Raw genomic sequence first — 26,203 nt, forward strand, 5'->3', positions numbered from 1 at the left:
GCCCCATGAGAGGGGGCATGCAGTTGGCCGGAATCAACCCAGCTGGGCCTGAAGAAACAGCGAAAACAGCTCCGACTGCGATTTGATACCCAGCTTGCTGTACATATGCTTGCGGTGCACTTTCACTGTCTCCACGGAGATTTCAAGCTTGCGCGCGATCTCTTTGCTGGAACACCCGCTGAGCATCAGCCGGCCCACCTCCAGCTCACGCCCGGTCAGCGGCGACTCCATCTGCTCGACCCTGTCCTCCATGCGGCTTTGCCAGTGCGGCGCGGGCTTGGTGGCCTCTTCCAGCAACTCCCGCTCGAACGTCATCCGCTGGCGCATCAGCGCAGTGACCCACGGCCGCAACAGTTCCAGCAGGGTGACCTGTTCGATGCTGAACCGGCGCTTGCTACCCAGCGACAGGCACAGCGTGCGCTGCGCATCCAGCTGCACGTTGTACTGAATTTCATCGGCAACCACGTTAAGCCGGAAATAGCGCTGGTAGTAGTCCGTCTGCTCGAAACACTCAGGGGCCACGTCCGCCAGGCGCACCAGGCCGGACGCCGCAGCCTCTCGGCTGGCCACGTAGAACGGGTCCAGCAGGTACAGGCCGTTCAGGTAGTCCTGGAACAGCGGGTCAGGGTTGCCGTCTGCACTGGGGCATTCGGCGAACACCTGCGGGCGCCCTGCGGAAAACAGCAGCGCAACCCAGCTGTCGCAGGCAACGTACTCGTTCAGCAACCGCACCAGGGCTGTCCAGAAGTGGTCCTTGTCGAGGGTTTCAATCAACTGGCCTACCGATCGGTGCCAGGCAATGTCGTGCAGCGTAAAATTCATCCTCTACCCCTGTTGGGTTACCACGTGGGCGTAATACCCCCCGCCATGATGACCACCCCATAATCCGGGCTAGCTTACGCTGAGCGAACCTGTACCGGGATCGTTTTTTACACCCCATGCCGCCAGGGCATGGCGGTCGAAGCCGTTAGTCGAGGATTGGAAATGAAGGTAGAGCTTGTCCAACTGGCCGGTCGCGATGGCGATACCGCGTACAACCTGCAGCGCACCATCGAGGCGATCGGCAACTGCGGCGCCGATACCGATCTGCTGGTCTTTCCGGAAACCCAGTTGATGGGCTTCCCAACCGAAGAAAACATCGGCCGCATCGCCGAGCCACTGGATGGCCCGAGCATCACGGCAGTCCAACAGGCCGCACAAGCGCAAAATGTTGCCGTGGTCGTCGGGATGGCCGAAGCCGCAGACGACGGCCGTTTCTACAACACCACCGTGCTGGTCACGCCTGAAGGCGTAGCGCTCACCTACCGCAAGACCCACCTTTGGGCATCGGACTGCGGGGTTTTCACCCCAGGCGACCGTTTTGCGACAGCCCTGTTCAAAGGCATCCGTGTCGGCCTGCTGATCTGCTTTGACATCGAGTTCCCTGAAACCGCCCGTGCCTTGGGGCAGCTGGGCGCAGAACTGATCATTGTCACCAACGGCAACATGGACCCGTACGGGCCTACCCACAGAACCGCCATCACCGCACGCGCCATGGAAAACCAGGCCTTCGCGGTCATGGTCAACCGCGTGGGCGACGGTGATGGCGGCCTGGTCTTCGCCGGCGGCAGTGCCGTCGTCGACCCGTACGGCCAGTTGCTGTGCGAAGCCGGCCGTGGCGAGTGCCGCATGACCGTCGAGCTGACCATGGAGCAACTGCAGCAGTCACGGCGCGACTACACCTACATCGCCCAGCGCCGCATCCAGCTGCCGGGTGAACAGGTCGAGCACGCCAACGGCCTTCGCGAACTGATCATCCCCTCCTGAATATTCCACCCTTCCAGGCTCTCTTACTGGAATGCAAGGCCGCCAGGGACGGCAGCGTGTTCGACTCTGAATAACAATCACAAGCTGGAGCAAGCAGTAATGGCCACACTCAAGCGAACGCTTTCGCTGGGCTCGGTGGTGCTTTTCGGCATCGCCTACATGACCCCCATCATCGTCCTGGGCACATTCGGTATCCTGGCCGAGACCACGGGAGGGAGGGTACCCGCAGCCTACCTCGCTGCCGCCATCGCCATGCTCTTTACCGCCTTGAGCTACGGCCACATGGCGCGCGCCTTTCCGGTCGCCGGGTCCGCCTATACCTACGTGCGCAAATCGATCAGCCCACAGCTGGGCTTCATCACCGGGTGGGCGGTGTTGCTCGACTACCTGTTCCTGCCCATGGCGATCTGGCTCATTGGCGCGGCCTATCTGCACTCGGCGTTCCCGGGCGTGCCGCAAGCCATTTGGGTGCTGGCATTCATCGGCATCACCACAACGATCAATGTGATCGGCCTGCGGCTGGCCAAGACCGTCAATGGCCTGTTGATGTTCATCCAGCTGCTGGTGCTGGCCGCGTTCGTTGCACTCGCGGTGCATTATGTCTCGGGCGACCCCACGGTGCCGCTGTGGACACTCGAGCCGTTCTACAAGGAAGGCACCCAGTTGCCGCTGATCATGAGCGGTGCGGCGATTGCCTGCTATTCATTCCTGGGCTTCGACGCGGTCAGCACCCTGACCGAAGAAACCAGGGAACCACGCAAGAACATCCCGAAAGCCATCCTGCTGATCACCCTGATCGGCGGTGGGCTGTTCATCGCCTGCAGCTACTTCGTTCAGCTCGCTCACCCGTCCACCGACTTTGCCAACGCCGACGCGGCGGCTTATGAAATTGCCCAGAACATCGGTGGCGACATCTTCGTCAGCATCTTCCTGCTGGGGCTGATCGTCGGCCAGTTCACTTCGGGCCTGTCGGCGCAAGCCAGCGCCTCCCGCCTGCTGTATGCGATGGGGCGCGACGGTGTGCTGCCCAGATCATTCTTCGGCAAGCTGAGCGAACGCTTCAGCACGCCGGTGCCCAGCATCATCCTGTGCGGGGTGGTCGCCCTGCTCGCCTTGCGCATGGATGTGACGACCTCCACCTCGTTCATCAACTTCGGTGCCTTTCTCGCCTTCAGCCTGGTCAACCTGGCGGTGATCTTCCACTACTGGGTTGCCATGCAGCAGCGTGGTGCCAACGCGCTGCTGATGTACCTCGCATTCCCCCTGGTGGGCTTTGCCTCCACCTTGTGGCTGATGGCGAGTCTGGATCACCTGGCGATCTACCTGGGGGCAGGCTGGCTCTGCCTCGGCGTGCTCTACCTGACCGTGATTACCCGTGGTTTCAAGCGCAAGCCACCGGAGATGCATTTCGAGGAAGCCTGAACGACCCTCTAGACCACTCGCCTGGCATCCCTGCGCACCGCCTGCGGCGGCACCCCAAACCCGCGGATGAACACCTCGCGCAGGTGCCGGCGGTCTCTGAAGCCGGTCTCCCTGGCCACCACATCCAGGCTGTGCCGGCTTTGCTCGATCATCAGGCGGGCAGCCTCCAGGCGCAGGTTCTCCACGGCCTTGGCCGGGGACTGCCCGGTTTCGGCAGTGAACACCCGGGTGAACTGCCTGGGGCTCAGGTGCACCACACCGGCCAGCTCTTCGACACTCAGCGGGCGGTTCAGGTGCTGGCGGGCGTATTCCAGGGCGCTCTGGATGCGGTCCGACTTCGGCGCCAGAGCGAGCAGTTCGGAATGTTGCGACTGCCCGCCCGAGCGCCGCTGATGCATCACCAACTTGTGCGCCACCGACCTGGCCAGCTCGGCCCCCAGATCCTTCTCCACCATGGCCAGCGCCATGTCCAGCGCTGCGGTCATTCCCGCCGATGTCCAGACGGGCCCATCGATGATGAAGATCCGGTCATCGTCGACCTCGACCTTGGGGTGCAGGGTGCGCAGTGCCTTGGCATAGGCCCAGTGGGTGGTGGCCCGGCGATTGTCCAGCACACCGGCCTGCGCCAGCACGAAGGTGCCGGTACACAGCCCGGCGGTCCTGCGCGCACTGGCAACAAAGCCTTGCACACACGCCAGCACCTCATCGGCTGGGGGCGTCTCGGGGGTCAGGGTACCGCTGACCATCCAGGTGTCAGCCAGGCCTGGTGCAGCCAACGGCAGGGTTTCGATGGGCATGCCCAGCGATGAGCGGACCATGCCGCCATCTACCGAGAAGTTCTGCACCCGGTAAAACGCCTCCCCGGCGACGAGGTTGGCGACCTCGAACACCGTCTGCGTGGCCAGGCCCATGATTTGAAAACCTTCGGTGATCAGATAGCCGATGCGATGCATGACCGGGCTCCGTCTGGTAGTGTCCTGAAACACTACCATATACGTCATTTGAGCCAGTGAAAATCTACCGCATCATGGCCCCAGTCCCTAACCACTGGAGCTTGAATCATGACTCACTCGCACAAAGGCACCGCCCTCATTACCGGCGCTTCCTCGGGTATCGGCGCGGTATACGCCGAGCGCCTGGCCCGCCTCGGCTATGACCTCGTGCTGGTCGCACGCAACCGTGACCGCCTCAATGCACTGGCCAGCCGCATCAGCCAGGAAACCCGGCAAAGTGTCGAAGTCTTCCCGGCAGACCTGGCAAGCCCCGATGAACTCGCCCGGGTCGAGCGCAAGTTGCGTGAAGACGCGAGCATCACCCTGCTGGTGAACAATGCCGGTATTGGCACCCATACTCCCCTGCTGGAAAGCGATGTCGAACGCATGGCCGAGATGATCAGCCTCAACGTCACCGCCCTCACCCGCCTTACCTATGCCGTGACGCCAGGCTTCGTTGCCCGCCAGCAAGGTGCAGTGATCAATATCTCGTCGGTCGTCAGCCTGGTCCCGGAGCTGCTAAATGGCGTTTATGGCGCCAGCAAGGCGTACGTCACCGCCTTCACCCAGTCGCTGTACAAGGAACTTTCGCCACACGGCATCCAGGTCCAGGCCGTGCTGCCTGGCGCCACGGCCACCGACTTCTGGGCGATTGGCGGCTTGCCGGTGGAGAACCTCGACCCAGGTATCGTGATGTCGGTTGACGACCTGGTCGAAGGCGCCCTGCAGGACTTCGAAAACAAGGTACTGATCTCCATCCCTGCCCTGCATGACCTGCAGCGCTACACAACCTACGAGAGCAACCGTCAGGCCCTGTTCGGTGAGCTTTCCAGCAACCGGCTGGCACCTCGCTACAGCGCCAGCTGAAACTGATTGCCTGGTCGAAGGCCCGCGCGGGGGTTACCGAGCACGGCGCTCCAGTCGCTGTCCCTGTAGGAGCGGCCTTGTGTCGCGATGGGCTGCATGGCAGCCCCGGCGATTGTTGCGTTGACGCTGAAATCCGGGGGCCGCTTTGCGGCCCATCGCGACACAAGGCCGCTCCTACACAGGATCGGCGCCAGCTTTGGGTGGTGCCGATCCTGTCAGGCCTTACACCGCCAAGGACACCGAACTCGCCCGTTGAGCGATGCTGTGGATGGATTCTGAGGCAGGTCGCTGTCCCTGTAGGAGCGGCCTTGTGTCGCGATGGGCTGCATGGCAGCCCCGGCGATTGTTGCGTTGACGCTGAAATCCGGGGGCCGCTTTGCGGCCCATCGCGACACAAGGCCGCTCCTACACAGGATCGGCGCCAGCCTTGAGGTGGCGCCGTACCTGTCAGGCCTTACACCGCCAGCGCGCGCTCACGCAGCTCGCTGTTGAGGATGCGGTCGTTCTCGCTGTAATCGACCGGGCAGTCGATCACGTGCACGCCCGGGGTCTTGATGCAGTGCTCGAGCAGCGGCAGCAGGCCTTCGGCGCTTTCCACGCGGTGGCCGTTGGCACCGTAGGCTTCGGCGTACTTGACGAAGTCCGGGTTGCCATAGTCCAGGCCGAAATCGGTGAAGCCCATGTTGGCCTGCTTCCAGCGAATCATGCCGTAGCCGTCGTCACGCAGGATTACCACGGTGATGTGCATGCCCAGGCGTACCGCAGTTTCCAGCTCCTGGCTGTTCATCATGAAGCCGCCGTCGCCGCAAACCGAAATCACCGGGCGGTCCGGGTGCACCAGGTGCGCGGCCATGGCCGATGGCAGGCCCGCGCCCATGGTCGCCAGGGCGTTGTCCAGCAGTACGGTGTTCGGCTTGTGCGCCTTGTAGTTGCGGGCGAACCAGATCTTGTAGATGCCGTTGTCCAGGGCAACGATGCCTTCGGACGGCAGCACGCGACGGATGTCGGCGACCATGCGCTGCGGGTAGACCGGGAAACGGTTGTCGTCGGCACCTTCGGCGATCTGTGCTTCGTTGGCTTCACGGATGGCCATCAGGCGGGTGAAGTCCCAGTGCGAAGTGTCGTTCAGCGCTTCGCTGATCTGCCACACGGCGTTGGCGATGTCGCCAATCACTTCCACCTGCGGGAAGTACACGGCATCGACTTCGGCGGAGCGGAAGTTGATGTGGATGACCTCGGTGCCGCCACGGACCATGAAGAACGGTGGCTTCTCGATCACGTCGTGGCCGATGTTGACGATCAGGTCGGCAGCTTCGACGGCGCGGTGCACGAAGTCACCCGACGACAGCGCGGCGTTGCCCAGGAAGCGCGGGTGACGCTCGTCGACCACACCTTTGCCCATCTGGGTGGTGATGAACGGGATGCCGGTCTTGTCGATCAGCTGCTTGAGGACCTTGGCGGTCATCTTGCGGTTGGCACCGGCGCCGATCACCAGGATCGGGTTGCGGGCGTTCAGCAGCTTTTGCACGGCAGCGTCGATCGCCACGTGCTCGGCCAGCGGACGGCGGTGCAGGCTTGGCGGAATCGGCAGTGCATCGGTCTGCTCGGCGGCGATGTCTTCCGGCAGCTCCAGGTGCACGGCACCCGGCTTCTCTTCTTCGGCCAGGCGGAAGGCTTCGCGCATACGGGCCGGGATGTTGTCGGCGGAGGCGAACTGGTGGGTGTACTTGGTGATGGGGTCCATCATGCCGCACACGTCGATGATCTGGAAGCGGCCCTGCTTGGACTTCTTGATCGGCTTCTGGCCGGTGATCATCATCATCGGCATGCCGCCCAGGTAGGCATAGGCGCTGGCGGTGACCAGGTTGGTGGCGCCAGGGCCGAGGGTCGACAGGCTGACGCCGGTCTTGCCGGTCAGGCGACCATAGGTGGCAGCCATGAAACCTGCGGACTGCTCGTGACGGGTAAGTACCAGCTTGATCTTCGACTTGCGCAGGGATTCGAGCAGGTCGAGGTTTTCCTCACCAGGAATGCCGAATACATACTCGACACCTTCGTTTTCCAGGCATTGCACAACGACATCGGCGGCCTTGGCCATTTGGGGTACTACCTCAAAATCTTTGTGGGATTGCAGATTTATTAAGCTGCGTGACTGAGATGTTGCAGGATGTCTCAGTGGCGCGCATCGTAGGCCCTCTGGTTAATAATAATAAATATATTGTTATGATGCTTGGCATCACAGTTTGTTATGAACGGTAACCCCCCTCAATGAACCTCAAGGCATTGCGCTGCTGCGTCGAGATCGTGCGCCAAGGCAGCTTCACCAAAGCCGCGCAGCACCTGCATATTGCCCAGCCGGCACTGAGCATGGCTGTTACCCGCCTGGAAGAAGAACTGGGCGTCACCCTGTTCAACCGCACCACGCGCAAAGTCATCCTCACAGCCGAGGGCGAACGCTTCCTGCCACGTATCGAATCGGCCCTGCGCGAAATGGATGTGGCCCGGCAAGAACTGCGCGACATGGCCGACCTGAAGCGCGGCGAAGTGCGCCTGGGTATCCCGCCGATGTTCGGCCTGCATTATGTGCCCGGCTTGATGAACGCCTTCCGCCAGCTGTACCCGGGCATTGCCATGACCGTGTTCGAAGGCAGTGCCGAGGACATTGGCCATCGCCTGGAACAACGGGAAATCGACCTGGCGCTGCTGGAGTCCAGGCGCGTGCCGCCCGACAAGGAATCGATCCTGCTGGGCAGCGACGAGATGCTGGCGTGCATGCACCCTGACCATCCCTATGCCGGCAAGGCCTTCCTCACGGCCGAGGACCTGCGCAATACCGACATGGTGGTATTCGACCGCACCTTCGTGCAGCGCCACCTGCTGGATGCGTTCTTCGCCGAACATGGCATCACTTACCAGGTAGCGCTGCAGAGCAACTTCGTATCGCTGGTGGTACAGGCCGCGCTGGACAACATGGGCGTGGCGACCCTGCTGCGCTCGGTGCAACAACGCACGCCGGGCATTGTCGGCGTACCGTTCCAGCCAGCGCAGCAGATGAGCTTCCGCTTGTGCTGGCGCTCGGGGGAATACCTGTCGCTGGCCAGCAAGCGCTTCATCGATTTTGCCGCGCAGACCCATTACCTGGAGCGTTGATTCCACCCTGCTCCGGCCCTTTCGCGGCTAAAGCCGCTGCCACAGTCATCACGCAGATCTGCTGTGGGAGCGGGCGTGCCCGCGAACACCGGCACAGCCGGTGCCATCCACCGCGCTGGATTCTTCGCGGGCATGCCCGCTCCCACAGGTGCTGCTCATGCCGCAGGTCCAGGAAGCTGGCCAGCTTCCTCGACGTCACCAGCACGGATTGACTATGATCCCGCCTTGAACGTTTCAGCATGTTTCAACAAGGATCCAGATGTCAGTTCAGGAATTACCCCCTCTCCCTAGCAAAACTACCGTCGCGAAGATGGAAGCCGCCATGGCGCTGGGCAGCTTTGCCATTGGCACCGGCGAGTTCGCCATCATGGGCCTGATGCCCGATATCGCCAGCAACCTGCAATTGAGCGAGCCCCAGGTGGGCCATGCCATCAGCGCCTATGCACTGGGGGTGATGGTCGGCGCCCCGACACTGGCGATCATCGGTGCCCGGCTTTTGCGCAAGCACATGCTGCTGTTGCTGATGGCGCTGTATGCCCTTGGCAACCTGGCTACCGCCTTCGCCCCCTCGTTCGGTGGCCTTGTCGCCTTCCGCTTCATCAGCGGCCTGCCCCATGGCGCCTACTTCGGCATCGCAGCGGTGGTGGCGTCGAGCATGGTGGCCAAGGACCAGCGGGCGGGGGCCGTGGCCCGGGTGATGATGGGCCTGACCCTGGCCATGTTGCTCGGCAACCCGGTTGCCACCTTGCTGGGCCAGTACTTCGGCTGGCGCTCGGCGTTCGTGCTGGTCGGCGCGATCGCCCTGTGCACCATCGCCCTGGTCTGGCGCTTCGTGCCCCAGCGCCACGATGAAGTGCGCAGCGACCCGCGCAAGGAACTGCAAGCCTTCACCCTGCCGCAAGTGTGGATGGCGCTGGGCATCGCCTCGATCGGCTTTGCCGGCATGTTCTGTGTGTTCAGCTACCTGGCGCCAACCATGTTGCAGGTGACCCAGGTGTCGCCGCAGTGGATTCCGTTCGGCCTGGCGGCGTTCGGCGTCGGTGGGATCGTCGGCAACATCGCCGGTGGCAAGCTGTTCGACCGCCTGCAGTTCCGCGCCGTCGGGCTGGTGCTGGTGTGGTCGATTGCCGTGCTGCTGTTCTTCAGCTTTGCCGCCCAGGCGCTGTGGAGCCTGCTGCTGGGCATTGGCCTGGTCGGCACCATGATTGCCCTGGCGGCACCGTTGCAAATCCGCCTGATGGACATTGCCCATGAAGCGCCAAGCCTGGCGGCGGCGTCCAACCATGCGGCGTTCAACCTGGCCAACGCGCTGGGGCCGTGGCTGGGCGGCATGGCGATTACCGCAGGCATGGGCTGGACCAGCACCGGGTACATCGGCGCGGCTACGGCGCTGGTCGGGCTGGGGATCTACCTGGTGGCACGGCGGATGAAAGGCGGGCACTAAGGCCCGGCTTTTCGCTTGATACTGGCGCCTAACGTTGGTTTGGCACGATCCCTTGTAGGAGCGGCCTTGTGTCGCGAAAGGGCTGCAAAGCAGCCCCGGCAATCCATGCGGTGACGCTGAAACCCTGGGGCTGCTTTGCAGCCCTTTCGCGACACAAGGCCGCTCCTACAGAAGAACGCGTCAATCCTGGGGATCGCACCGCATCGCAGCAGGCATCAACGCGGCAGGCTGACCCTGACCACCTCGGCAAAATAACGGGCCCCGGTTGCCAGGATCGCATCGTTGAAATCATACGAAGCGTTGTGCAACGGCGTAGCCCCCGCCTCGCCCTCGGCACCATTGCCGATGAACACGAAGTTGCCCGGCACCTGCTGCAGGAACGCACCGAAGTCCTCGGAAATCATCATCGGCATCACTTCGCCATTCACCGCCTGCGCCCCCACCACATTGCGCGCCGCCGCCACGGCAATTTCCGTGTTCGCCGCCCAGTTCACCGTCGGCGCAAACTCGTGGCTGTACTCGAACCGGCAGGTTGCACCGTGCAGGTGGCAGATACCCTCGCTGATCTCGCGCATGCGCTTTTCCAGCAGGCGTTGCACCTCAGGGCTGTAGCTGCGGGTGTCACCCTTGATCGTGACATGGGTCGGTATCGCATTGCGGATGCCATCAGTGATGAACTCGGTGCAGGAAACCACTGCCGACAGGCTCGGGTCGACATTGCGCGCGACAATGGTCTGCAAGGCCAGCACGATCTCGGCACCGATCACCATCGGGTCGATACCCATGTGCGGCCGGGCGGCATGGGTGCCCTTGCCCTGGATGTGAATGACGAAGTTGTCCTCGCTGGCCATGATCCCACCGGCCCGCGTGGCGATATGGCCAGCCGGCATGCCCGGCATATTGTGCGCGCCATACAGGGCATCGACCGGGAAGCGCTCGAACAACCCATCGGCCATCATCGCCTTGGCCCCCCGCCCATGCTCCTCGGCCGGCTGGAAAACGAAGCGCACGGTACCGTTGAAGTTACGCTCGCGGCACAGCAGGTCTGCGGCACCCAGCACCATCGCCATGTGCCCGTCGTGACCACAGGCGTGCATCTTGCCGTGGTTGCAGGACGCATGCGGCCGTTGATGCGCCTGTTCGGTGATGTTCAGGGCATCCATGTCGGCACGCAGGCCGATCACGCCCGGGCCGTCACCGACAGTGAGGCTGGCAACCAGGCCGGTGCCACCGATGCCACGGTGCACTTCCAGGCCAAGGCTGGCGAGGATGCTGGCGACCTGTTCGGCGGTGTCGAACTCTTCAAAGCCGGTTTCCGGGTGCCGGTGAAACGCGTGCCGCCAGTGCTTGAGGCGCACTTCGAATGCTGGGTCGTTGTTCATGTTTGAAGCTCCTGTTACTGAGCCAACGTCGGGCGTTGACCGGAAGGCTGGGGTTCATCCGCAGGCGCTTGGCCGTGCCAGATGACGCTTTCGCTCAGGTATGGCGTGCGGTAGCCGCTGCCCACACCCAGGCGGTAGAACGCGAAGGCAACTGCGCTCACCACGACCATGTCCAGGCCCTCTGGCAGCAGGCCGATACCGCCGAACGCTTCGCTGCCCAGCCACGACACCAGGGCAATCGCCGGGAGATAGCCGATCAGCCAGGCAGCGGCGCGCAGCTCGCGAGCGAACCCCGCCCAGCCGGCTTTGGCCTGGTAGTAGAAATAGATAGGCAAGGCGCCGATCACCAGGAGGATCACCTGTCCGGTCAGCGGCCAACGGGCCCAGTACAGCACCAGTGAGGCACAGATGAAGGCGAATGGCGCAATGATGCCCATGCCCTTCAGGCGCAGCGGGCGTTGGATATCCGGAGCGGTAGCGCGCAGCGACATCAGGCTGATCGGCCCGGTCAGGAACGAAATCACCACGGCCACCGAGATCACCGCCGCCAGTACGCCCCAGCCACGGAAGAAGAACAGGAAGATGAAACTCACCGCCAGGTTCAGCCACATTGCCTGGCGCGGCACGCCATACAGCGGGTGCAGGTTGCCGAAGATTTTCGGCAGGGTGTTGTTCTTCTCCATCGCATAGATCATGCGCGCAGTGGTGGCGGTATAGATGGAGCCGGTACCCGAAGGGCTGACGAACGCATCCAGGTACAGCAGCATGGCCAGCCAGTTCAGGTTCAGCGCCAGTGCCAGTTGCGCCAGGGGCGAATCGAAGTTCAGGTTGTGCCAGCCTGCAGCGATGCTCGCCGGGCTCAAGGCCCCGATGAAGGCCACCTGCAACATCACGTAGACCACCAGCGCAATCAGCACCGAGCCGACCAGGGCGAACGGGATGCTGCGCCCGGGGTTGCGCGCCTCGCCGGCCAGGCTGACCGGGCTCTGGAAGCCGTTGTAGCTGAACACGATGCCACTGGCGGCCACTGCCGTGAACACTGCAGACCAGCCATACGGCGCAAAGCTGGCAACCGAGCCGTCGCCGAAGTTCTGTGTATTGAACTGGGTCGAGATCAGCGCGACGGCGGTCAGCGCAGGCACCACCAGCTTGAACACGGTGATTGCGGTGTTGGTCTTGACGAACAGCTTCACGCCCCAGTAGTTCAGGCCGAAGTAGACCAGCACCAGGCCCGCACTGGCCAGCAGCCCGCCATGGGTCAACTCGCCGTGGTGCACCAGCGCCTGGGCCCACGGGAATGGCCAGGAGGCCATGTACTGGATCGAGGCGATCGCTTCGATGGGGATCACCGACACGATGGAGATCCAGTTGGCCCAGGCCGCCAGGAAGCCCACCAGCGAGCCGTGGGAATAGCGCGCATAACGCACCATGCCGCCGGACTCAGGAAACATCGCGCCCATTTCCGCATAGGTCAGGGCAATCGCCAGCACCACCACCGCACCGATGACCCAGGCCAGGATCGCCGCCGGCCCGGCGATGGCCGATGCATGCCAGGCGCCGAACAGCCAGCCTGAACCGATGATGGAGCCAAGGCCGGTCAGCATCAGCGACCAGGGGCTGATGTCACGTTTGAGTTTGTTCATGGAATCTCCGCTTGTTTTTCTTGTGTGGAGCTGACGGAGGGCCGGTAATACCCGGCCCTCAGGGGTGGATCAGGTACGTACCCAGGCTTGCTGGCGGGCCAGTACCGAGCTGGCCGACTCGCCCAGCAGATCGGCATATACGCCGGGGGCGGTGGCGCCTTCGGTACTGATGAAGAGGATGCGGGCGTTGCCGTCGATACCCAGGTCGGCAGCTGCGCCAGCATCCGTTACCAGGCGGACAAGCCCGGCCAGGCCGGCGACGCCGGACTCACCGGCCACCAGTGGAATGTCGCGAGCGCTACCAGCCGCCAGGCGACGCATGGCGGCGACAGCTTGGTCATCGCTGATGGTCATGAAGTAATCGACGCTCGGCTCCAGGAAGCGCCAGGCCAGCGGCGATGTCTCGCCGCACGCCAGGCCTGCCATTACCGAGTCCACCGCGCCGGTCGCCCTGGCCGGCTTGCCGAGCAAGGCGCTCTGGTACAGGCAGTCCGCCTGCTCCGGTTCGACCATGACCAACAGCGGGCGCTGTGCGCCGTAGTGCTCCCACAGGTAGCTGACGATGCCGGCCGCCAGGCCGCCCACCCCGCCCTGCAGGAACACGTGGGTGAACGGCGGTTGCCCGGCAGTGGCTTCGATGATTTCCGCAGCGATGGTGCCGTAGCCCTGCATCACGTCACGCGGGATCACTTCGTAGCCTTCATAGGAGGTATCGGAAACCACGGTCCAGCCATTGCTGGTCGCCAGCTCCGCAGCATGCTCGACCGACGCGTCGTAATTGCCGGCAATGCGCACGATCTGCGCACCATAGGCCGCAATCGCCTGTTCGCGCTCGATGCTGACGTTGGCATGCAGCACGATCACGCAGCGGCAGCCGATGCTTTGCGCGGCGGCCGCCAGGCCCTTGCCATGGTTGCCATCGGTGGCGCTGGCCACGGTGAACTGCGCCAGCAGGTCGGCGTACTGGCCTTCCAGCAAGCCACGCGGGTCGAACTGCTGCGCGGGGAAGGTACGCCGGATCAGCCGGACCAGGGCAATCGGCGCGCCCAGGGCCTTGAAACTGCCCAGTTCCGAGCGCACCGATTCGTCCTTCACCGACACCTGGGCAACACCCAGCTCGGCAGCCAGGTCAGGCAGGGTGTACAGCGGCGTAGCGCCAGCGTTCAAGCGCGCCCAGCCGGCCAGCCACTGGCGGCTTTCTTCAGCCCTGGCAATGCTCATCACCTCTTGCAACGCTTGCGGGTAAGGCCGGCGGCCAGCCTTGGGGTTGGAAACAAACATGCGGTACTCCTTTCTGCAGGCAACAGGAAGCCCTTGCCGCTGAAACCAGGCTTCAGCGGGCGGGGCATTACAGTGGGGATCAGGGGTGGGTCAGGCGACGGCTGACCACATCCAGCAGCACCTGGGCGCCCTGGATCAGTTGTGCGTCGTCGGTATGCTCGCGCGGGTTGTGGCTGATGCCACCCTGGCTGGGCACGAAGATCATCGCGGCGGGGGCGATGCGGGCGATCATTTGCGCGTCGTGGCCAGCACCGGAGGTCATGCGCCGGTGGCTGAAGCCGAAACGCTGCGCCGAGGCTTCTATGGCATCGGCCAGGCCTGCGTCGAAGATCACCGGTTCGAAACGCACCAGCCGCTCGGTGGTGATGGTGACCCCTTCGCGCTCGGCAAGCGCCTCCAGGTATTGGCTCAGGCGGTTTTCGGCGTAGGCCAGGCAGGTTTCGTCGGGGTCGCGCAGGTCGACGGTGAAGGTGGCCTTGCGCGGGATGACGTTGATCACGTTCGGCTCGAACTGCATGCAGCCCACCGTGGCCAGGGTTGTGCCGGAATCCACGGCCATGGCGCGCAACTCGGCAACGATGGCACTGGCGACGAAGCCTGCGTCATGACGCAGGTGGGTCGGCGTGGTGCCGGCATGGTTGGCGTGCCCTTTCACCTCTACTTGCTGCCAGGAAATGCCCTGCAGGTTCTCGACCACGCCAATCAGGGTGTTCTCGGCTTCGAGGATCGGCCCCTGCTCGATATGCAGTTCGAGGTATTCATGCGGCACGATGGCGCCAGGCTCCAGCGTGCCGGCATAGCCGATGCGCGCCAGTTCATCGCCAAGCCGCGTACCGTCGGTGCCAAGGGTGTCCAGCGCCTGTTGCAAGGGCAGGCCGCCGGCATATACCAGTGAGCCCATCATGTCGGGCTGGTAGCGCACACCCTCTTCATTGGTGAATGCGCCGACGGTGATCGAACGCTCAGGCAAGCGCCCGGCATCACGGTAGGCCCGAATCACCGCCAACCCGGCCAGCACGCCATAGCAGCCATCCAGGGCTCCGGCGTTGGTGACAGTATCGATGTGCGAACCCATCATCAGTGGGCGTTGCTCACCGCTGTCGGCGGCAGCGCGCAAAGTACCGAAAATGTTGCCGATGCGGTCGACCTGCACGTCGAGGTCAAGTTCGCGCATCCAGCCGACCAGCAGATCGCGCCCGGCCTTTTCGGCATCGCTCAGGGCGATCCGGGTGCGCCCGCCGTGAGTGGCGTCAGCGCCTACCTGGCCGAGTGCACGGATCTGCTGCAGCAGCAAAGCGCCGTTCAGTTGCAGTGGGGTACTCGCATTCATCAACCGTTTCTCCCTGGGTGCAAAGCCTTGGCTCTACACCGCCGTTTTTGTTCATGGGAGAATTCTATTCGCTCGCCATGTACGAAAAGCTTGATTTTTGGCCTTCGCACGCACTTTTATTACGCGTTCCCGGCGTTTACCGCTGTTTACCTACAGAGGCCCCTTCATGCCCCTCGATCACTTCGACCTGGCCCTGCTCGATGCCGTGCAGCGCGACGCTGGTACTTCACAGCTGGACCTCGGTGCGCAGGTCAACCTGTCCTCGGCAGCGGTCAATCGGCGGTTGAAGAAGCTGGCGGCCGACGGCGTGATCCGTGGCACGGTGGCACAGGTGAACCCGGAGCAGCTTGGGTACACGCTGACGGTGATCACCGAGGTTGAAGTGGAGAACGAGCGGCTGGACCTGCTGGACGAGATGAAACGCACCTTCCTCGCCTGCCCGCAGGTGCAGCAGTGCTACTACGTGGCCGGGGAATGCGATTTCGTGCTGATCATGCTGGTGCGGCACATGGAGCAGTACACCCAGCTGACGCGCGAACTGTTCTTCGAGAACAACAACGTCAAGCGCTTCAAGACGCTGGTGTCGATGAGCAATGTGAAGACGGGCATGTTCGTGCCGACCCTCACGCCTTGAAGCCTTGTTGCGGTCCCCTGTAGGAGCGGCCTTGTGTCGCGAAAGGGCTGCGTAGCAGCCCCAGCTATTGTTGCGCTGAAGCCGAGATCGCCGGGGCCGCTTTGCGGCCCTTTCGCGACACACGGCCGCTCCTACAGGGGATCGCGCACTCTTCAAGTCTTACTATTAATTGTCATGTTTGTAATATCACAGCAATCGGCAACTGTGCATCATGAAACAAGTTGCCAAGATGCGTGCCAGTGCATTTATCAAAATAACAATTACCAGGCGGGTCGACTTGTTCTTCCTGCCCCACAACCGTGTCTAAATAAAATGACAACTCAAACAGGCGCCTTCCAACAAAAAGGTTATCGAAGAATCATTCCGTCGATGACCGCCTTGCTGCAATTCGAAGCCGTGGCCCGGCTCAACAGTTTTACCCAGGCAGCCATTGAGCTGGGCGTGACCCAGGCGGCAGTCAGCAAGCAGATCAAGGCCCTCGAGGAAAACCTCGGGGCGCTGCTGTTCCATCGCTCGCACCGCAGCATTCACCTGACCGAAGGCGGCGAGATCCTCTTTGCCAGCATCTCCGAATCACTGCAGCGGGTGGCCAGCGCGTTCGACCAGATCACCCACATCAGCCACCATCAGGAAATCGTGCTGGGCTCCACCGCACCCTTCTCGCAACTGCGCATCATGCCCCGTCTGAACGCCCTGGCCGACGCCCTGCCGCAGGTGCAGCTGCGCCTGGCCACGCAGATGTTCACCGGCGATCTGCGCAAGCGCGACTACGACCTGGACGTACGCTACGGCAACGGCCAGTGGGACGACGGCGAAGCCATCCTGTTGTTCGAGGAAGAAATTTTCCCGGTCTGCGCCCCTGCCTGGCTGGCCCGCAACAACCTGCCCGTCACCTTGGAGGAACTGGCCGGGGCCGGGCTGCTGGATGCCGACTCCACCTCCGAGGGTTGGGTCGACTGGCCTGGCTGGTTCCGCGAACTGGGCCTGGCCCCGGCAGCGCCCCGCTACAACCTGCGCTGCAGCCTGTACACCGATGCCATCAACGCGGCATTGGCCGGCTACGGCATTGCCCTGGGCTGGGGGCGGCTGGTGGAGCACCTGGTGAGTACCGGGGCCCTGGTGCGGTTGGAGCCTTTCACCGTACGCACCCGCGAATCCTATTACATCGTCGTGCCGCACGGTCGGCCGGCATCGGTGTACACCCGTGCGATTGCCCATTGGCTGCAAAGCCCGGCGCCTACGCACGACAACCCGTTCCTGCATAACCTCAGGTAATGGGAAATGGAAAATTAAGCGCATTGACGCTATTCGAGGGCACTTCAATAATTCGCCGCACATGGCTTTATCAATTAAAAATAAAAGTGCCTGAGGACAACAATGAGCAGCCCAATCAATAAAACCCATCGCGAACTTGTCGATGCGCGCCAACCGGGCTTCGGCATGCCTGGCGAGTTATACAGCCGCCAGGATATCTTCGACACCGATATGGATATCTTCTTCCACAAACACTGGATACAAGTAGCCGTTACTGCCGATGTCGATGAGCCCGGCGATGTGTTTACCGTGGATATCGGCAAGGCTTCGGTGCTGATCCTGCGCGACGATGACGAACAGATCCGCGCCTACCGCAATGTCTGCCGCCACCGTGGCGCACGCCTGAAAGAGCCTGGCAAGTCCACCGTCGGCATGCTGGTGTGCCCCTACCACCAGTGGACCTACGACCTCGACGGCAGCCTCAGGCACGCCAGCCACATGGGCAAGGCATTCGACCCCAAGTGCCGCAGCCTGATCCCGGTGCACTGCAAGGTCATCGGCAGCCATGTGCTGGTGTGCCTGAGCGACACCCCACCGGACGACATCAGCGACCTCGAAGAAGTCATGGGGCCACGCTTCGCCCCCTTCGACCTGACCAACACCCGCATCGCCTACGAACTCGACTACATCGAGAACGGCAACTGGAAGCTGGTGATGGAAAACAACCGCGAGTGCTACCACTGCGCTGGCACCCACCCGGAACTGATCGTCTCGTACCAGTCCGAGGACCTCGGCGTCAGCCTGGAGGAAATGAGCGACGAAGCGCGTGCCTCCTATGATGCCTACCAGGTGCGCAAGGCCGGCATCGAAGCCGACTGGGCCAGCGCCGGCCTGCTGTACGAGACCGTCGAACACCTGCAGGACAGCTCGCCCACCCAGTTCCGCACCCAGCGCATGATCATCGCCGGCAGCGGCGAGTCGCAAACCCTCGACACCAAGGTGGCCTGCAGCAAGCTGCTGGGCAACCTCACCCGCCGCGACCTCGGCGACACCCACCTGTGGGGCAACAACGCCTGGGCTCACGTGATGAGTGATCATGCCATGATCAGCTGGATCATCCCGCTGTCGCCGGAGCGCACCCTGGTGCGCACCAAATGGCTGGTGCACCGCGACGCTATCGAAGGTGTCGATTACGACCTGCAACGCCTGACCGAAGTGTGGGTAGCCACCACCCAGCAGGATGCCGCGCTGGTTGCCATCACCCACAGCGGTACTCAGGACCCCGCCTTCGAGCCGGGCCCCTACTCCACCTTCACCGAGCCGTACGTCGACCAGTTCGCCCGCTGGTACGCCTCGCGTCTCGCCGCACACGGGGTTTGAAGGCCATGACCGCACTGCACAGCATCGCCGGCCTGCGCGCCGACCAGCGTTTTACCGACAGCGACCACTGGGCCGCCCACGGGGCGCAATGGGCCAGTGGCGAAAGCCGGCGCATCGAATGCCTCAGCGTGGTGGACGAAACCCACGACGTGAAGACCTTCACCTTCCACAGCCCGGATTACCATGCCCTGGCCTACGAACCCGGGCAGTTCCTGACCGTGTCGCCGGTGATCGGCGGGGCCAGCGTGTCGCGCTGCTATACCCTGTCTTCCACGCCAACCCGGCCGTTCACCTTTGCCATCACGGTCAAGCGGGTGCCGGGCGGCACGGTGTCCAACTGGCTGCACGACAACCTGCGCCCGGGCCAGGCCCTGGCTGCCTCGGGCCCGGCCGGGGTGTTCACCCCGGTGGCCGGCCCGGCGCGCAAGTTGCTGTACCTGTCGGCCGGCTCCGGGGTCACCCCGCTCATGGCCATGACCCGCGCTGCCGCCGACCTGCACGCCGAGCTGGACATCGTCTTCGTGCACAGCGCCCGCACGCCGAAGGACATCATCTTCCGTGAGGAACTGGCGCAGCTGGAGCGTCGCATGCCACAGCTGCGCACCCTGTTCTTCTGCGAAAACCAGGGTGACGAGGCCGACTGGAACGGCCCGCTCGGGCGCCTGTCGCTGGAAGCGCTGCAACGCGAAATCCCTGATTTCAAGGACCGCGCCGTGTTCACCTGCGGGCCCAAGGGTTACATGGATGCCACCAAGGCGCTGCTGGCCGGTGCCGGTTTCGACCTGGCCCGCTACCACCAGGAAAGCTTCGACATCAACGCCGAAGCCGAACCTGAACCCGCTCCGGTTGCCCCGGGCCAGGCCCTGGATACCTTCACGGTGCACCTGGCCCGCTCGGGCAAGACCTTCACCATGCGCGCCGACCAGACCGTGCTGGCGGCTGCCAAGCTGGCAGGCGCCGTGGTGCCTTCGTCCTGCAGCCAAGGGGTTTGTGGTACCTGCAAGACGGCGCTGCTGGAAGGCAGCGTCGACATGAAGCACAACGGCGGCATCCGCCAGCGCGAAATCGACAAGGGCCTGCGGCTGCTGTGCTGCAGCCGCCCCACCTCGGACCTGGTGGTCGACCTCTGACCGACACCCAGGGCGCTTGAGCTTCAGGCGCCCGTTTTTCATCTGCAGTCCCTTCAACCCGCAACGCCGCCAGGCGGGTGCGTTCGCACCTGCCTGCCAGAATAAAAAGGATATAGCCGATGCGTGCAAAAGAAGGCCTGTTCAAGGGCCTGAATCCTGTTGTGACCGTTGGGTCGCTTTCCATTGTCGTGGCCTTCGTGGTGCTCTGCGCCTCCTATGGCGACCAGGCCGCCGGGGTATTCAAGGCCGCCTCCGACGCCATCCTCGATCATCTGAAATGGTTTTACCTGGCGCTGGTCAGCGGCATTCTCGGGGTGCTGGTGTTCATCGCCTTCAGCCGCTTTGGCACCTTGAAGCTCGGGCGTGCCGACGAGAAACCGGAATTCAGCTTCGCCGCCTGGATCGCCATGCTGTTCAGCGCCGGCATGGGCGTGGGGCTGATCTTCTGGTCGGTGGCCGAGCCGGTGCTGCACTATGCCAGCAACCCGTTCACCCCGGGGCTCACCGACCAGGCCGCATCCATGGCCATGCGCATCACCCTGCTGCACTGGGGCCTGCACCCGTGGGCAATCTTCACCGTGATCGGCCTGGGCCTGGCCTACTTCGCCTACCGTGAGGGGCTGCCGCTGGCGTTGCGCTCGATCCTCTACCCGCTGATCGGCAACCGCATCTACGGGCCGATCGGGCATGCCGTGGACATCATCGGCGGCGCGGTCACCGCCTTTGGCGTCTCGCAGTCGCTGGGGCTGGGCGTGGAGCAGATCAACATGGGCATGCACCAGGTGTTGGGCACCCCGGTCACCCTGTCGTTCAAGCTGAGCATCATCGCCATCGTCACCGTGATTGCCTCGATCTCGCTGGTGGCCGGCGTGTCGCGCGGCATGAAGCGCCTTTCGACGCTGAACATGTGGATTTCCCTGGGGCTGATGCTGGTGGTGCTGGCACTGGGCCCGACCAACTACCTGATGAACCTGCTGTTCGAATCGGCTGGTGACTACGCGCAGAACATCATCGGCATGAGCTTCTGGACCGACGCTCAGGCCGACAGCGCCTGGCAAAAGAGTTGGACTGCCTTCTACTGGCCGTGGTGGATGACCTGGGGCCCGTTCGTGGGGCTGTTCATTGCACGCATCTCCCGTGGCCGCACCATCCGCGAACTGGTGTTCGGCGCCCTGCTGGTCCCGACGCTGGTGACGATCCTGTGGATGGCGGTGTTTGGCGGTACAGCACTGAAGGATGAGCAGCAGGCGCGCCAGGCCTACCAGCAGTTGCCGGTCGCCGAGCAGGCAGCCGCCGGCCCGTTCCAGGGTGGCCCGATACTGGAGGCCACGCGCAAGGAGACCACCACAGCCATGTTCACCCTGCTCGACCGCCTTGACGGGCCGACCTTGGGTGCGGTGCTGAGCGTGATCATCTGCCTGTTGCTCGCCGTGCATTTTGTTACGGCCGCCGATGCGGGAACGCAGGTGCTGTGCATGCTCAACTCGCTGGGCAGCATCAACCCGCCGCACTGGATACGGGTGCTGTGGTGCGTGCTGGAGGGGGCGATCGCCGCCAGCCTGGTGATTGCCGGCGGGTTGCTGGCGATCCAGATGGCCAGCATCGTGGTCGGGTTGCCGATTGCGTTCTACATGTTGCTGACCGGGTATAGCCTGATGCGCAGCCTGTTTGCCAGCGAGCAGGTCATTGCCCGCGAAGTGCCGGCGAATCTGGCGGCGGAGCCAGCCCGCACCACCGGTGAAGTGGCGTAGATAGCCGGGGCCGCCTTGCGGCCCTTTCGCGACACAAGGCCGCTCCTACAGGCCATGTACAATCCCGAGCCTGCGCTGTACCTGTAGGAGCGGCCTTGCGTCGCGAAAGGGCTGCAACGCAGCCCCAAGGGCTCAGCCAGGGTTTGCCTGCGGCAGCTCGATGCGCACCCGCAACCCGCCACTCGCGGCGGCCAATGCAGTGATGCTGCCGCCATGCAACGCAACGGCCCGCTGGGCAATCGCCAGGCCCAGGCCAAATCCATCACCGTTACTGTCGGTACCGCGGTCGAATGGCTCGAAGATGCGCTGCAGGCGCGCCGGCTCGACGCCCGGGCCATGGTCGCTGACGCTGACCTGCAACCATTGCCCGCCTGGCGCCAGCGCGGCCTCGACCAACACCTCGGTACCTGCTGCGGTGTAGCGCACGGCATTACGGATGATGTTCTCGAACGCCCGGTACAGCAGTTCTTCATGCCCATGAGTGATAAACGTGCCCTGGGCCTGCAAGCAAACCTGGCACTGCTTCATGCCGGCCTCGAAGCGGGCGTCTTCGACGATCTGCGCCAGCAGTTCGACCACATCGAGGGTGGCGAAGTCGTCGCTCTGCCGGGACTGGGCGCGAGCAAGGGTCAGCAGTTGCTCGATCAGGTCGTCCATGCGCCGCGACTCGCGCTCCACCCGTTCAAGCATGTCGAGCCGGTCCGGTTGCTGGCGCATCAGGCCGATGGCGGCATGCATGCGGGTCAGAGGCGAGCGCAGTTCGTGGGAAATATCGTGCAGCAGGTTCTGCTGCGCCTGCACCAACGCCTTGAGCTGACCGGCCATGCGGTCGCAGTCTTCGGCCAGTTCGACGATTTCGTCACGGCGTTTGCCCAGCCTGGGTTTGACCCGCACCTCGAAACGCCCCTGGGCGACCTGGCCCATGGCTTCGCGCAGCCAGGCCAGCGGGCGGGTCAGGTACAGGCTGCACAGGAAGGCGAACAGCGCGCTCATCAGCGTGCCGGTAAACAGCGGGCCCATGCTGCGCGGGCGTGGTGGCTCGCCAATGGTCGTGGCCACCGAAGCGCGCAGCAACAGCGGGCGGCCGTCGCGGTCGCTCAGCGCCTGCTCGAACCGGGCTACTGGCACCGCCCTGCCGGCCAGCAACCGGCCCTGGCTATCGTAAAGGCCCACCTGCACATCCGGCGGCTGCGGCGAGACCTCGAGCAACTGTCGGCCAGCCTGCTCGCCGTAACGTTGCAACAGCTGCAGTTCGGTGGCCAGCAGCGAGCGCAGCGCCGGGGTATCACCACGCAGGTCATTGAGCATGAAGGCGCCCGCGCCCACCAGGAAGGTCAGGGTGTTGGCCAGCCAGAAGGCCAGGAACAGCTTCCAGAACAGGCGCCGGCGCATCATTCGACGATCAGCATGTAGCCCATGCCGCGCACGCTCTGGATCCAGCTGCTGCCATCGGCGCGCGGCCCGAGCTTTTGCCGGATGCTGCTGATGTGCACGTCGATGCGCCGGTCGTAACGGGTCAGCGGCCGGCCCAGGGCATTGAGCGACAGGTCCTGCTTGCTGACCAGCTGGCCGGCCTGGCGGACCAACGCTTCGAGCAGGCTGAACTCGGAGCCGGTCAGCTCGAGGATGGCAGCGCCCCAATGCGCCTCGCGGAGACCGGGCCACATCTTCAGGGCACCGCTGCGGACCTGTTCGGGCACCATGCCTTCGCCCATCAGTTGCGGCTGAACACGGCGCAGGATCGCCCGCAGGCGCGCCACCAGTTCGCCGGGGGAGCTGGGCTTGGGCACATAGTCATCGGCACCCAGCTCCAGGCCGGCGATGCGGTCGATGTTGTCGCCACGGGCAGTCAGCAACAGCACCGGTACCTGGCTGCGCGCGCGCACACGCCGCAGCACTTCGATGCCCGAAATGCCCGGCAGCATCACGTCCAGCACCACCACCTGATAGTTGCCGGTCAATGCCTGGGCTTCGCCCTCCTCGCCAGTGCCGACGGCGGTGGCCTGGAACCCTTCGCGGGCCAGGTACAAGGAGAGCATTTCGGTGAGTTCGCGGTCATCGTCGACCAGCAGCACAGGGATCATCAGGGCCAGGAATCGTGATTGCAGGGGTTGCAATGATCGCCCCGGCGGATGGCACTGTCACCGCCGGCCGGTCGGACTTTACACATCTTTACCCTCGGCTAACCGCGCCGAACACAGCCCGCCCGTATCCTCATCGCCCGCTGCATGCGGGCTGCCCGCGCTTGCTCCCTCCGAATCCGCTTGTCTGGAACCCTCGATGAACTACCCGCGCCTGTTGCTCTCCGTCCTGCTGCTGAACGCCACGCTGGCCCAGGCCTCCCCCTTCAGGATCGCCGACATCCGCGTCAACGGCCTGCAGCGGGTTTCCGCCGGCAGTGTCTTCGGTGCCTTGCCGCTGAACGTCGGCGACCAGGCCGATGACCGCCGACTGGTGGAGTCGACCCGTTCCCTGTTCAAGACCGGCTTCTTCCAGGACATCCAGCTGAACCGCGATGGCAATGTCCTGATCATCAACGTGGTCGAGCGCCCGTCGGTGTCGAGCATCGAGATCGAAGGCAACAAGGCCATCAGCACCGAAGACCTGATGAAGGGCCTGAAGCAATCCGGCCTGGCCGAAGGCGAGATCTTCCAGCGTGCCACCCTCGAAGGTGTGCGTAACGAACTGCAGCGCCAGTACGTGGCCCAGGGCCGCTACTCGGCCGAGGTCGACGCCGAGGTGGTGCCGCAGCCGCGCAACCGCGTGGCGCTGAAGATCAAGATCAACGAAGGCACCGTCGCCGCCATCCAGCACATCAACATCGTTGGCAACAACGTGTTCGACGACGAGACCCTGGCGCAGCTGTTCGAGCTGAAGACCACCAACTGGCTGTCGTTCTTCAAGAACGACGACAAGTACGCCCGCGAAAAGCTCTCCGGTGACCTGGAGCGCCTGCGTTCCTACTACCTGGACCGCGGCTACATCAACATGGACATCGCCTCCACCCAGGTGTCCATCACGCCGGACAAGAAACACGTCTACATCACCGTCAACATCAACGAAGGCGAGAAGTACACCGTCCGCGACGTGAAGCTGTCCGGTGACCTGAAAGTGCCGGAAGACCAGGTCAAGTCGCTGCTGCTGGTGCAGCCTGGCCAGGTGTTCTCGCGCAAGGTGATGACCAGCACTTCCGAGCTGATCACCCGCCGCCTGGGTAACGAAGGCTACACCTTCGCCAACGTCAACGGCGTGCCGCAGCCGAACGATGAAGACCACACCGTCGACATCATGTTCGTGGTCGACCCGGGCAAGCGTGCCTACGTCAACCGCATCAACTACCGCGGCAACACCAAGACCGAAGACGAAGTGCTGCGTCGCGAAATGCGCCAGATGGAAGGCGGCTGGGCCTCGACCTACCTGATCGACCAGTCCAAGACCCGCCTGGAACGCCTGGGCTTCTTCAAGGAAGTGAACGTCGAGACCCCGCCGGTGCCGGGCACCGACGACCAGGTCGACGTCAACTACAGCGTCGAGGAGCAGGCCTCCGGCTCGATCACCGCCAGCGTCGGTTTCGCCCAGAGCGCCGGCCTGATCCTCGGTGGCTCGATCAGCCAGAGCAACTTCCTCGGTACCGGTAACAAGGTGTCCATCGGCTTGACCCGCAGCGAGTACCAGACCAAGTACAACTTCGGCTTCACCGACCCCTACTTCACCGCCGATGGCGTCAGCCTGGGCTACAACCTGTTCTACAACAGCACCGACTACAGCGATTACTACGACGACGGCGTTTCCTATTACGCGATCGACAGCTACGGTGCCGGGGTCAGCTTTGGCTACCCGATCAACGAAACCTCGCGCCTGACCTATGGCCTGACCCTGCAGCACGACAATATCTCGCCCGGCACCTACAGCGCCGACGAGATCTACGACTTCATCGCCCGCGAAGGCAAGAGTTTCAACAACCTCAAGGCCTCGATCGGCTGGTCGGAATCGACCTTGAACAAAGGCGTGCTGGCTACCCGCGGCCACTCGCAGAGCCTGACGCTGATGGCCACCACCCCTGGCAGCGACCTGTCGTTCTACAAGCTGGACTACAGCGGCCAGACCTACCTGCCGCTAACCAGCAACACCTCGCTGCGCCTGCATACCAGCCTGGGCTACGGCAACGGCTACGGCTCCACCGACGGGCTGCCGTTCTATGAAAGCTACACCGCAGGTGGGCTGGGTTCGGTGCGCGGGTTCAAGGACGGCAGCCTCGGCCCGCGCAATACCCCGGCCACCGGCACCTACGCCAGCGCCGGACAGGCCTATTACTCCGACCGTGACACCGACGTGCTGGGCGGCAACATCCTGATTGCCGGCGGCGCCGAATACATCTTCCCGTTGCCGTTCGTGAAGGACCAGAGCCAGCTGCGCAGCTCGGTGTTCGTCGATGCCGGCAACGTGTACGCCGACACCTGCTACCTGTCGACCACCCAGGGCTGCGGCAGCGTGGACCTGGCACAGATGGCCGTGTCGCTGGGGGTTGGCGTGACCTGGTACAGCCCGATGGGGCCGTTGAGTTTCAGCCTGGCGGCACCGCTAAAGAAGCCGGATGGGGCAGAAACCCAGATCTTCCAGTTCTCGCTGGGGCAGACCTTCTGATGCCTGATGCCGTAACGGCCTGGTGTTGAGCATTACCCGCTTTTACCCCTGCTTAACCCAAGTTGACAGTGACCTTGCTTAAGCTGGCCAGGA

At 63.5% G+C, this 26,203-nt stretch carries 20 protein-coding genes; 11 read left to right on the forward strand and 9 right to left on the reverse strand.

Annotated elements, in window-relative coordinates:
* Window positions 1-33: 33 nt before the first annotated feature.
* Window positions 34-822 (reverse strand): LuxR C-terminal-related transcriptional regulator, encoded by a 789-nt coding sequence (locus C163_RS13210; protein ID WP_025339207.1) that lies wholly within the window; start codon window positions 820-822, stop codon window positions 34-36.
* A gap of 162 nt (window positions 823-984) precedes the next feature.
* Between C163_RS13210 and C163_RS13215 the strand changes: the two genes are divergently transcribed.
* Window positions 985-1,806 carry a carbon-nitrogen hydrolase family protein gene (locus C163_RS13215; RefSeq protein ID WP_025339208.1) on the forward strand — a complete coding sequence of 274 codons (822 nt, stop codon included), beginning with the start codon at window positions 985-987 and terminating at the stop codon, window positions 1,804-1,806.
* A 99-nt stretch (window positions 1,807-1,905) separates the two neighbouring features.
* Window positions 1,906-3,228: an APC family permease gene (locus C163_RS13220; protein ID WP_025339209.1), complete on the forward strand. Its 1,323-nt coding sequence runs from the start codon at window positions 1,906-1,908 to the stop codon at window positions 3,226-3,228.
* A gap of 8 nt (window positions 3,229-3,236) precedes the next feature.
* On the opposite strand, the gene C163_RS13225 is transcribed toward C163_RS13220, so the two are convergent.
* Window positions 3,237-4,181 (reverse strand): GlxA family transcriptional regulator, encoded by a 945-nt coding sequence (locus C163_RS13225; RefSeq protein WP_025339210.1) that lies wholly within the window; start codon window positions 4,179-4,181, stop codon window positions 3,237-3,239.
* 108 nt (window positions 4,182-4,289) lie between these two features.
* Here C163_RS13225 and C163_RS13230 point away from each other — a divergent pair, with 108 nt between their 5' ends.
* On the forward strand, window positions 4,290-5,087 hold the full coding sequence (locus tag C163_RS13230; RefSeq protein ID WP_025339211.1) for an SDR family oxidoreductase: 798 nt from the start codon (window positions 4,290-4,292) through the stop codon (window positions 5,085-5,087).
* Between the two features lie 454 nt (window positions 5,088-5,541).
* Here the strand turns inward: C163_RS13230 and C163_RS13235 are convergent, their stop codons facing one another.
* Entirely contained in the window at window positions 5,542-7,185 is a 1,644-nt protein-coding gene (locus C163_RS13235; protein ID WP_025339212.1) for an acetolactate synthase large subunit, read from the reverse strand.
* 170 nt (window positions 7,186-7,355) lie between these two features.
* Between C163_RS13235 and C163_RS13240 the strand changes: the two genes are divergently transcribed.
* Together C163_RS13240 and C163_RS13245 are read left to right on the forward strand one after the other, a co-directional pair.
* Window positions 7,356-8,237, forward strand: a complete 882-nt coding sequence (locus C163_RS13240; protein ID WP_025339213.1) for a LysR family transcriptional regulator — start codon at window positions 7,356-7,358, stop codon at window positions 8,235-8,237.
* A gap of 259 nt (window positions 8,238-8,496) precedes the next feature.
* Window positions 8,497-9,681: an MFS transporter gene (locus C163_RS13245; RefSeq protein WP_025339214.1), complete on the forward strand. Its 1,185-nt coding sequence runs from the start codon at window positions 8,497-8,499 to the stop codon at window positions 9,679-9,681.
* A 215-nt stretch (window positions 9,682-9,896) separates the two neighbouring features.
* On the opposite strand, the gene C163_RS13250 is transcribed toward C163_RS13245, so the two are convergent.
* The 4 genes from C163_RS13250 to C163_RS13265 all read right to left on the reverse strand — a co-directional run bounded on the left by C163_RS13250 (window position 9,897) and on the right by C163_RS13265 (window position 15,317).
* A complete protein-coding gene (locus C163_RS13250; RefSeq protein WP_025339215.1) occupies window positions 9,897-11,063 on the reverse strand; it encodes a M20 aminoacylase family protein in 1,167 nt (388 codons plus the stop codon).
* Window positions 11,064-11,077: 14 nt separating this feature from the next.
* Entirely contained in the window at window positions 11,078-12,706 is a 1,629-nt protein-coding gene (locus C163_RS13255; RefSeq protein ID WP_025339216.1) for an APC family permease, read from the reverse strand.
* A gap of 69 nt (window positions 12,707-12,775) precedes the next feature.
* On the reverse strand, window positions 12,776-13,987 hold the full coding sequence (locus C163_RS13260; protein WP_025339217.1) for a diaminopropionate ammonia-lyase: 1,212 nt from the start codon (window positions 13,985-13,987) through the stop codon (window positions 12,776-12,778).
* Window positions 13,988-14,066: 79 nt separating this feature from the next.
* Complete coding sequence (locus C163_RS13265; protein ID WP_025339218.1) at window positions 14,067-15,317, reverse strand: Zn-dependent hydrolase; 1,251 nt, start codon at window positions 15,315-15,317, stop codon at window positions 14,067-14,069.
* 166 nt (window positions 15,318-15,483) lie between these two features.
* Here C163_RS13265 and C163_RS13270 point away from each other — a divergent pair, with 166 nt between their 5' ends.
* The 5 genes from C163_RS13270 to C163_RS13290 all read left to right on the forward strand — a co-directional run bounded on the left by C163_RS13270 (window position 15,484) and on the right by C163_RS13290 (window position 21,466).
* Window positions 15,484-15,951 (forward strand): Lrp/AsnC family transcriptional regulator, encoded by a 468-nt coding sequence (locus C163_RS13270; RefSeq protein WP_025339219.1) that lies wholly within the window; start codon window positions 15,484-15,486, stop codon window positions 15,949-15,951.
* 369 nt (window positions 15,952-16,320) lie between these two features.
* Window positions 16,321-17,226 carry a LysR substrate-binding domain-containing protein gene (locus tag C163_RS13275; protein ID WP_249352838.1) on the forward strand — a complete coding sequence of 302 codons (906 nt, stop codon included), beginning with the start codon at window positions 16,321-16,323 and terminating at the stop codon, window positions 17,224-17,226.
* Between the two features lie 102 nt (window positions 17,227-17,328).
* Window positions 17,329-18,585, forward strand: coding sequence for an SRPBCC family protein (locus C163_RS13280; RefSeq protein WP_025339221.1), 1,257 nt, complete (start codon window positions 17,329-17,331; stop codon window positions 18,583-18,585).
* A 5-nt stretch (window positions 18,586-18,590) separates the two neighbouring features.
* Window positions 18,591-19,715, forward strand: a complete 1,125-nt coding sequence (locus tag C163_RS13285; protein WP_025339222.1) for a hybrid-cluster NAD(P)-dependent oxidoreductase — start codon at window positions 18,591-18,593, stop codon at window positions 19,713-19,715.
* A gap of 119 nt (window positions 19,716-19,834) precedes the next feature.
* Window positions 19,835-21,466, forward strand: a complete 1,632-nt coding sequence (locus C163_RS13290; protein WP_025339223.1) for a BCCT family transporter — start codon at window positions 19,835-19,837, stop codon at window positions 21,464-21,466.
* A 132-nt stretch (window positions 21,467-21,598) separates the two neighbouring features.
* Here the strand turns inward: C163_RS13290 and C163_RS13295 are convergent, their stop codons facing one another.
* Together C163_RS13295 and C163_RS13300 are read right to left on the reverse strand one after the other, a co-directional pair.
* Window positions 21,599-22,861, reverse strand: a complete 1,263-nt coding sequence (locus C163_RS13295) for an ATP-binding protein (RefSeq protein WP_025339224.1) — start codon at window positions 22,859-22,861, stop codon at window positions 21,599-21,601.
* Window positions 22,858-23,550, reverse strand: a complete 693-nt coding sequence (locus C163_RS13300; protein ID WP_025339225.1) for a response regulator transcription factor — start codon at window positions 23,548-23,550, stop codon at window positions 22,858-22,860. Before C163_RS13300 ends, C163_RS13295 begins: the two co-directional genes overlap by 4 nt.
* Before the next feature lie 196 nt (window positions 23,551-23,746).
* Between C163_RS13300 and bamA the strand changes: the two genes are divergently transcribed.
* Entirely contained in the window at window positions 23,747-26,110 is a 2,364-nt protein-coding gene (gene bamA, locus C163_RS13305) for an outer membrane protein assembly factor BamA (RefSeq protein WP_025339226.1), read from the forward strand.
* Window positions 26,111-26,203: the final 93 nt, after the last annotated feature.

It is taken from the genome of Pseudomonas sp. FGI182 (genome assembly GCF_000511325.1).
Taxonomy (GTDB): Bacteria; Pseudomonadota; Gammaproteobacteria; order Pseudomonadales; family Pseudomonadaceae; genus Aquipseudomonas; species Aquipseudomonas putida_Z.

What these genes read in the sequence shown, in the direction of transcription:
- C163_RS13295 (WP_025339224.1), bottom strand. Translation starts at nt 22,861, where the DNA reads ATGATGCGCCGGCGCCTGTTCTGGAAGCTGTTCCTGGCCTTCTGGCTG.
- C163_RS13260 (WP_025339217.1), bottom strand. Translation starts at nt 13,987, where the DNA reads ATGTTTGTTTCCAACCCCAAGGCTGGCCGCCGGCCTTACCCGCAAGCG.
- C163_RS13275 (WP_249352838.1), top strand. Translation starts at nt 16,321, where the DNA reads ATGACCGCCTTGCTGCAATTCGAAGCCGTGGCCCGGCTCAACAGTTTT.
- bamA (WP_025339226.1), top strand. Translation starts at nt 23,747, where the DNA reads ATGAACTACCCGCGCCTGTTGCTCTCCGTCCTGCTGCTGAACGCCACG.
- C163_RS13215 (WP_025339208.1), top strand. Translation starts at nt 985, where the DNA reads ATGAAGGTAGAGCTTGTCCAACTGGCCGGTCGCGATGGCGATACCGCG.
- C163_RS13290 (WP_025339223.1), top strand. Translation starts at nt 19,835, where the DNA reads ATGCGTGCAAAAGAAGGCCTGTTCAAGGGCCTGAATCCTGTTGTGACC.
- C163_RS13270 (WP_025339219.1), top strand. Translation starts at nt 15,484, where the DNA reads ATGCCCCTCGATCACTTCGACCTGGCCCTGCTCGATGCCGTGCAGCGC.
- C163_RS13230 (WP_025339211.1), top strand. Translation starts at nt 4,290, where the DNA reads ATGACTCACTCGCACAAAGGCACCGCCCTCATTACCGGCGCTTCCTCG.
- C163_RS13250 (WP_025339215.1), bottom strand. Translation starts at nt 11,063, where the DNA reads ATGAACAACGACCCAGCATTCGAAGTGCGCCTCAAGCACTGGCGGCAC.
- C163_RS13255 (WP_025339216.1), bottom strand. Translation starts at nt 12,706, where the DNA reads ATGAACAAACTCAAACGTGACATCAGCCCCTGGTCGCTGATGCTGACC.
- C163_RS13220 (WP_025339209.1), top strand. Translation starts at nt 1,906, where the DNA reads ATGGCCACACTCAAGCGAACGCTTTCGCTGGGCTCGGTGGTGCTTTTC.
- C163_RS13245 (WP_025339214.1), top strand. Translation starts at nt 8,497, where the DNA reads ATGTCAGTTCAGGAATTACCCCCTCTCCCTAGCAAAACTACCGTCGCG.
- C163_RS13210 (WP_025339207.1), bottom strand. Translation starts at nt 822, where the DNA reads ATGAATTTTACGCTGCACGACATTGCCTGGCACCGATCGGTAGGCCAG.
- C163_RS13300 (WP_025339225.1), bottom strand. Translation starts at nt 23,550, where the DNA reads ATGATCCCTGTGCTGCTGGTCGACGATGACCGCGAACTCACCGAAATG.
- C163_RS13240 (WP_025339213.1), top strand. Translation starts at nt 7,356, where the DNA reads ATGAACCTCAAGGCATTGCGCTGCTGCGTCGAGATCGTGCGCCAAGGC.
- C163_RS13285 (WP_025339222.1), top strand. Translation starts at nt 18,591, where the DNA reads ATGACCGCACTGCACAGCATCGCCGGCCTGCGCGCCGACCAGCGTTTT.
- C163_RS13265 (WP_025339218.1), bottom strand. Translation starts at nt 15,317, where the DNA reads ATGAATGCGAGTACCCCACTGCAACTGAACGGCGCTTTGCTGCTGCAG.
- C163_RS13225 (WP_025339210.1), bottom strand. Translation starts at nt 4,181, where the DNA reads ATGCATCGCATCGGCTATCTGATCACCGAAGGTTTTCAAATCATGGGC.
- C163_RS13235 (WP_025339212.1), bottom strand. Translation starts at nt 7,185, where the DNA reads ATGGCCAAGGCCGCCGATGTCGTTGTGCAATGCCTGGAAAACGAAGGT.
- C163_RS13280 (WP_025339221.1), top strand. Translation starts at nt 17,329, where the DNA reads ATGAGCAGCCCAATCAATAAAACCCATCGCGAACTTGTCGATGCGCGC.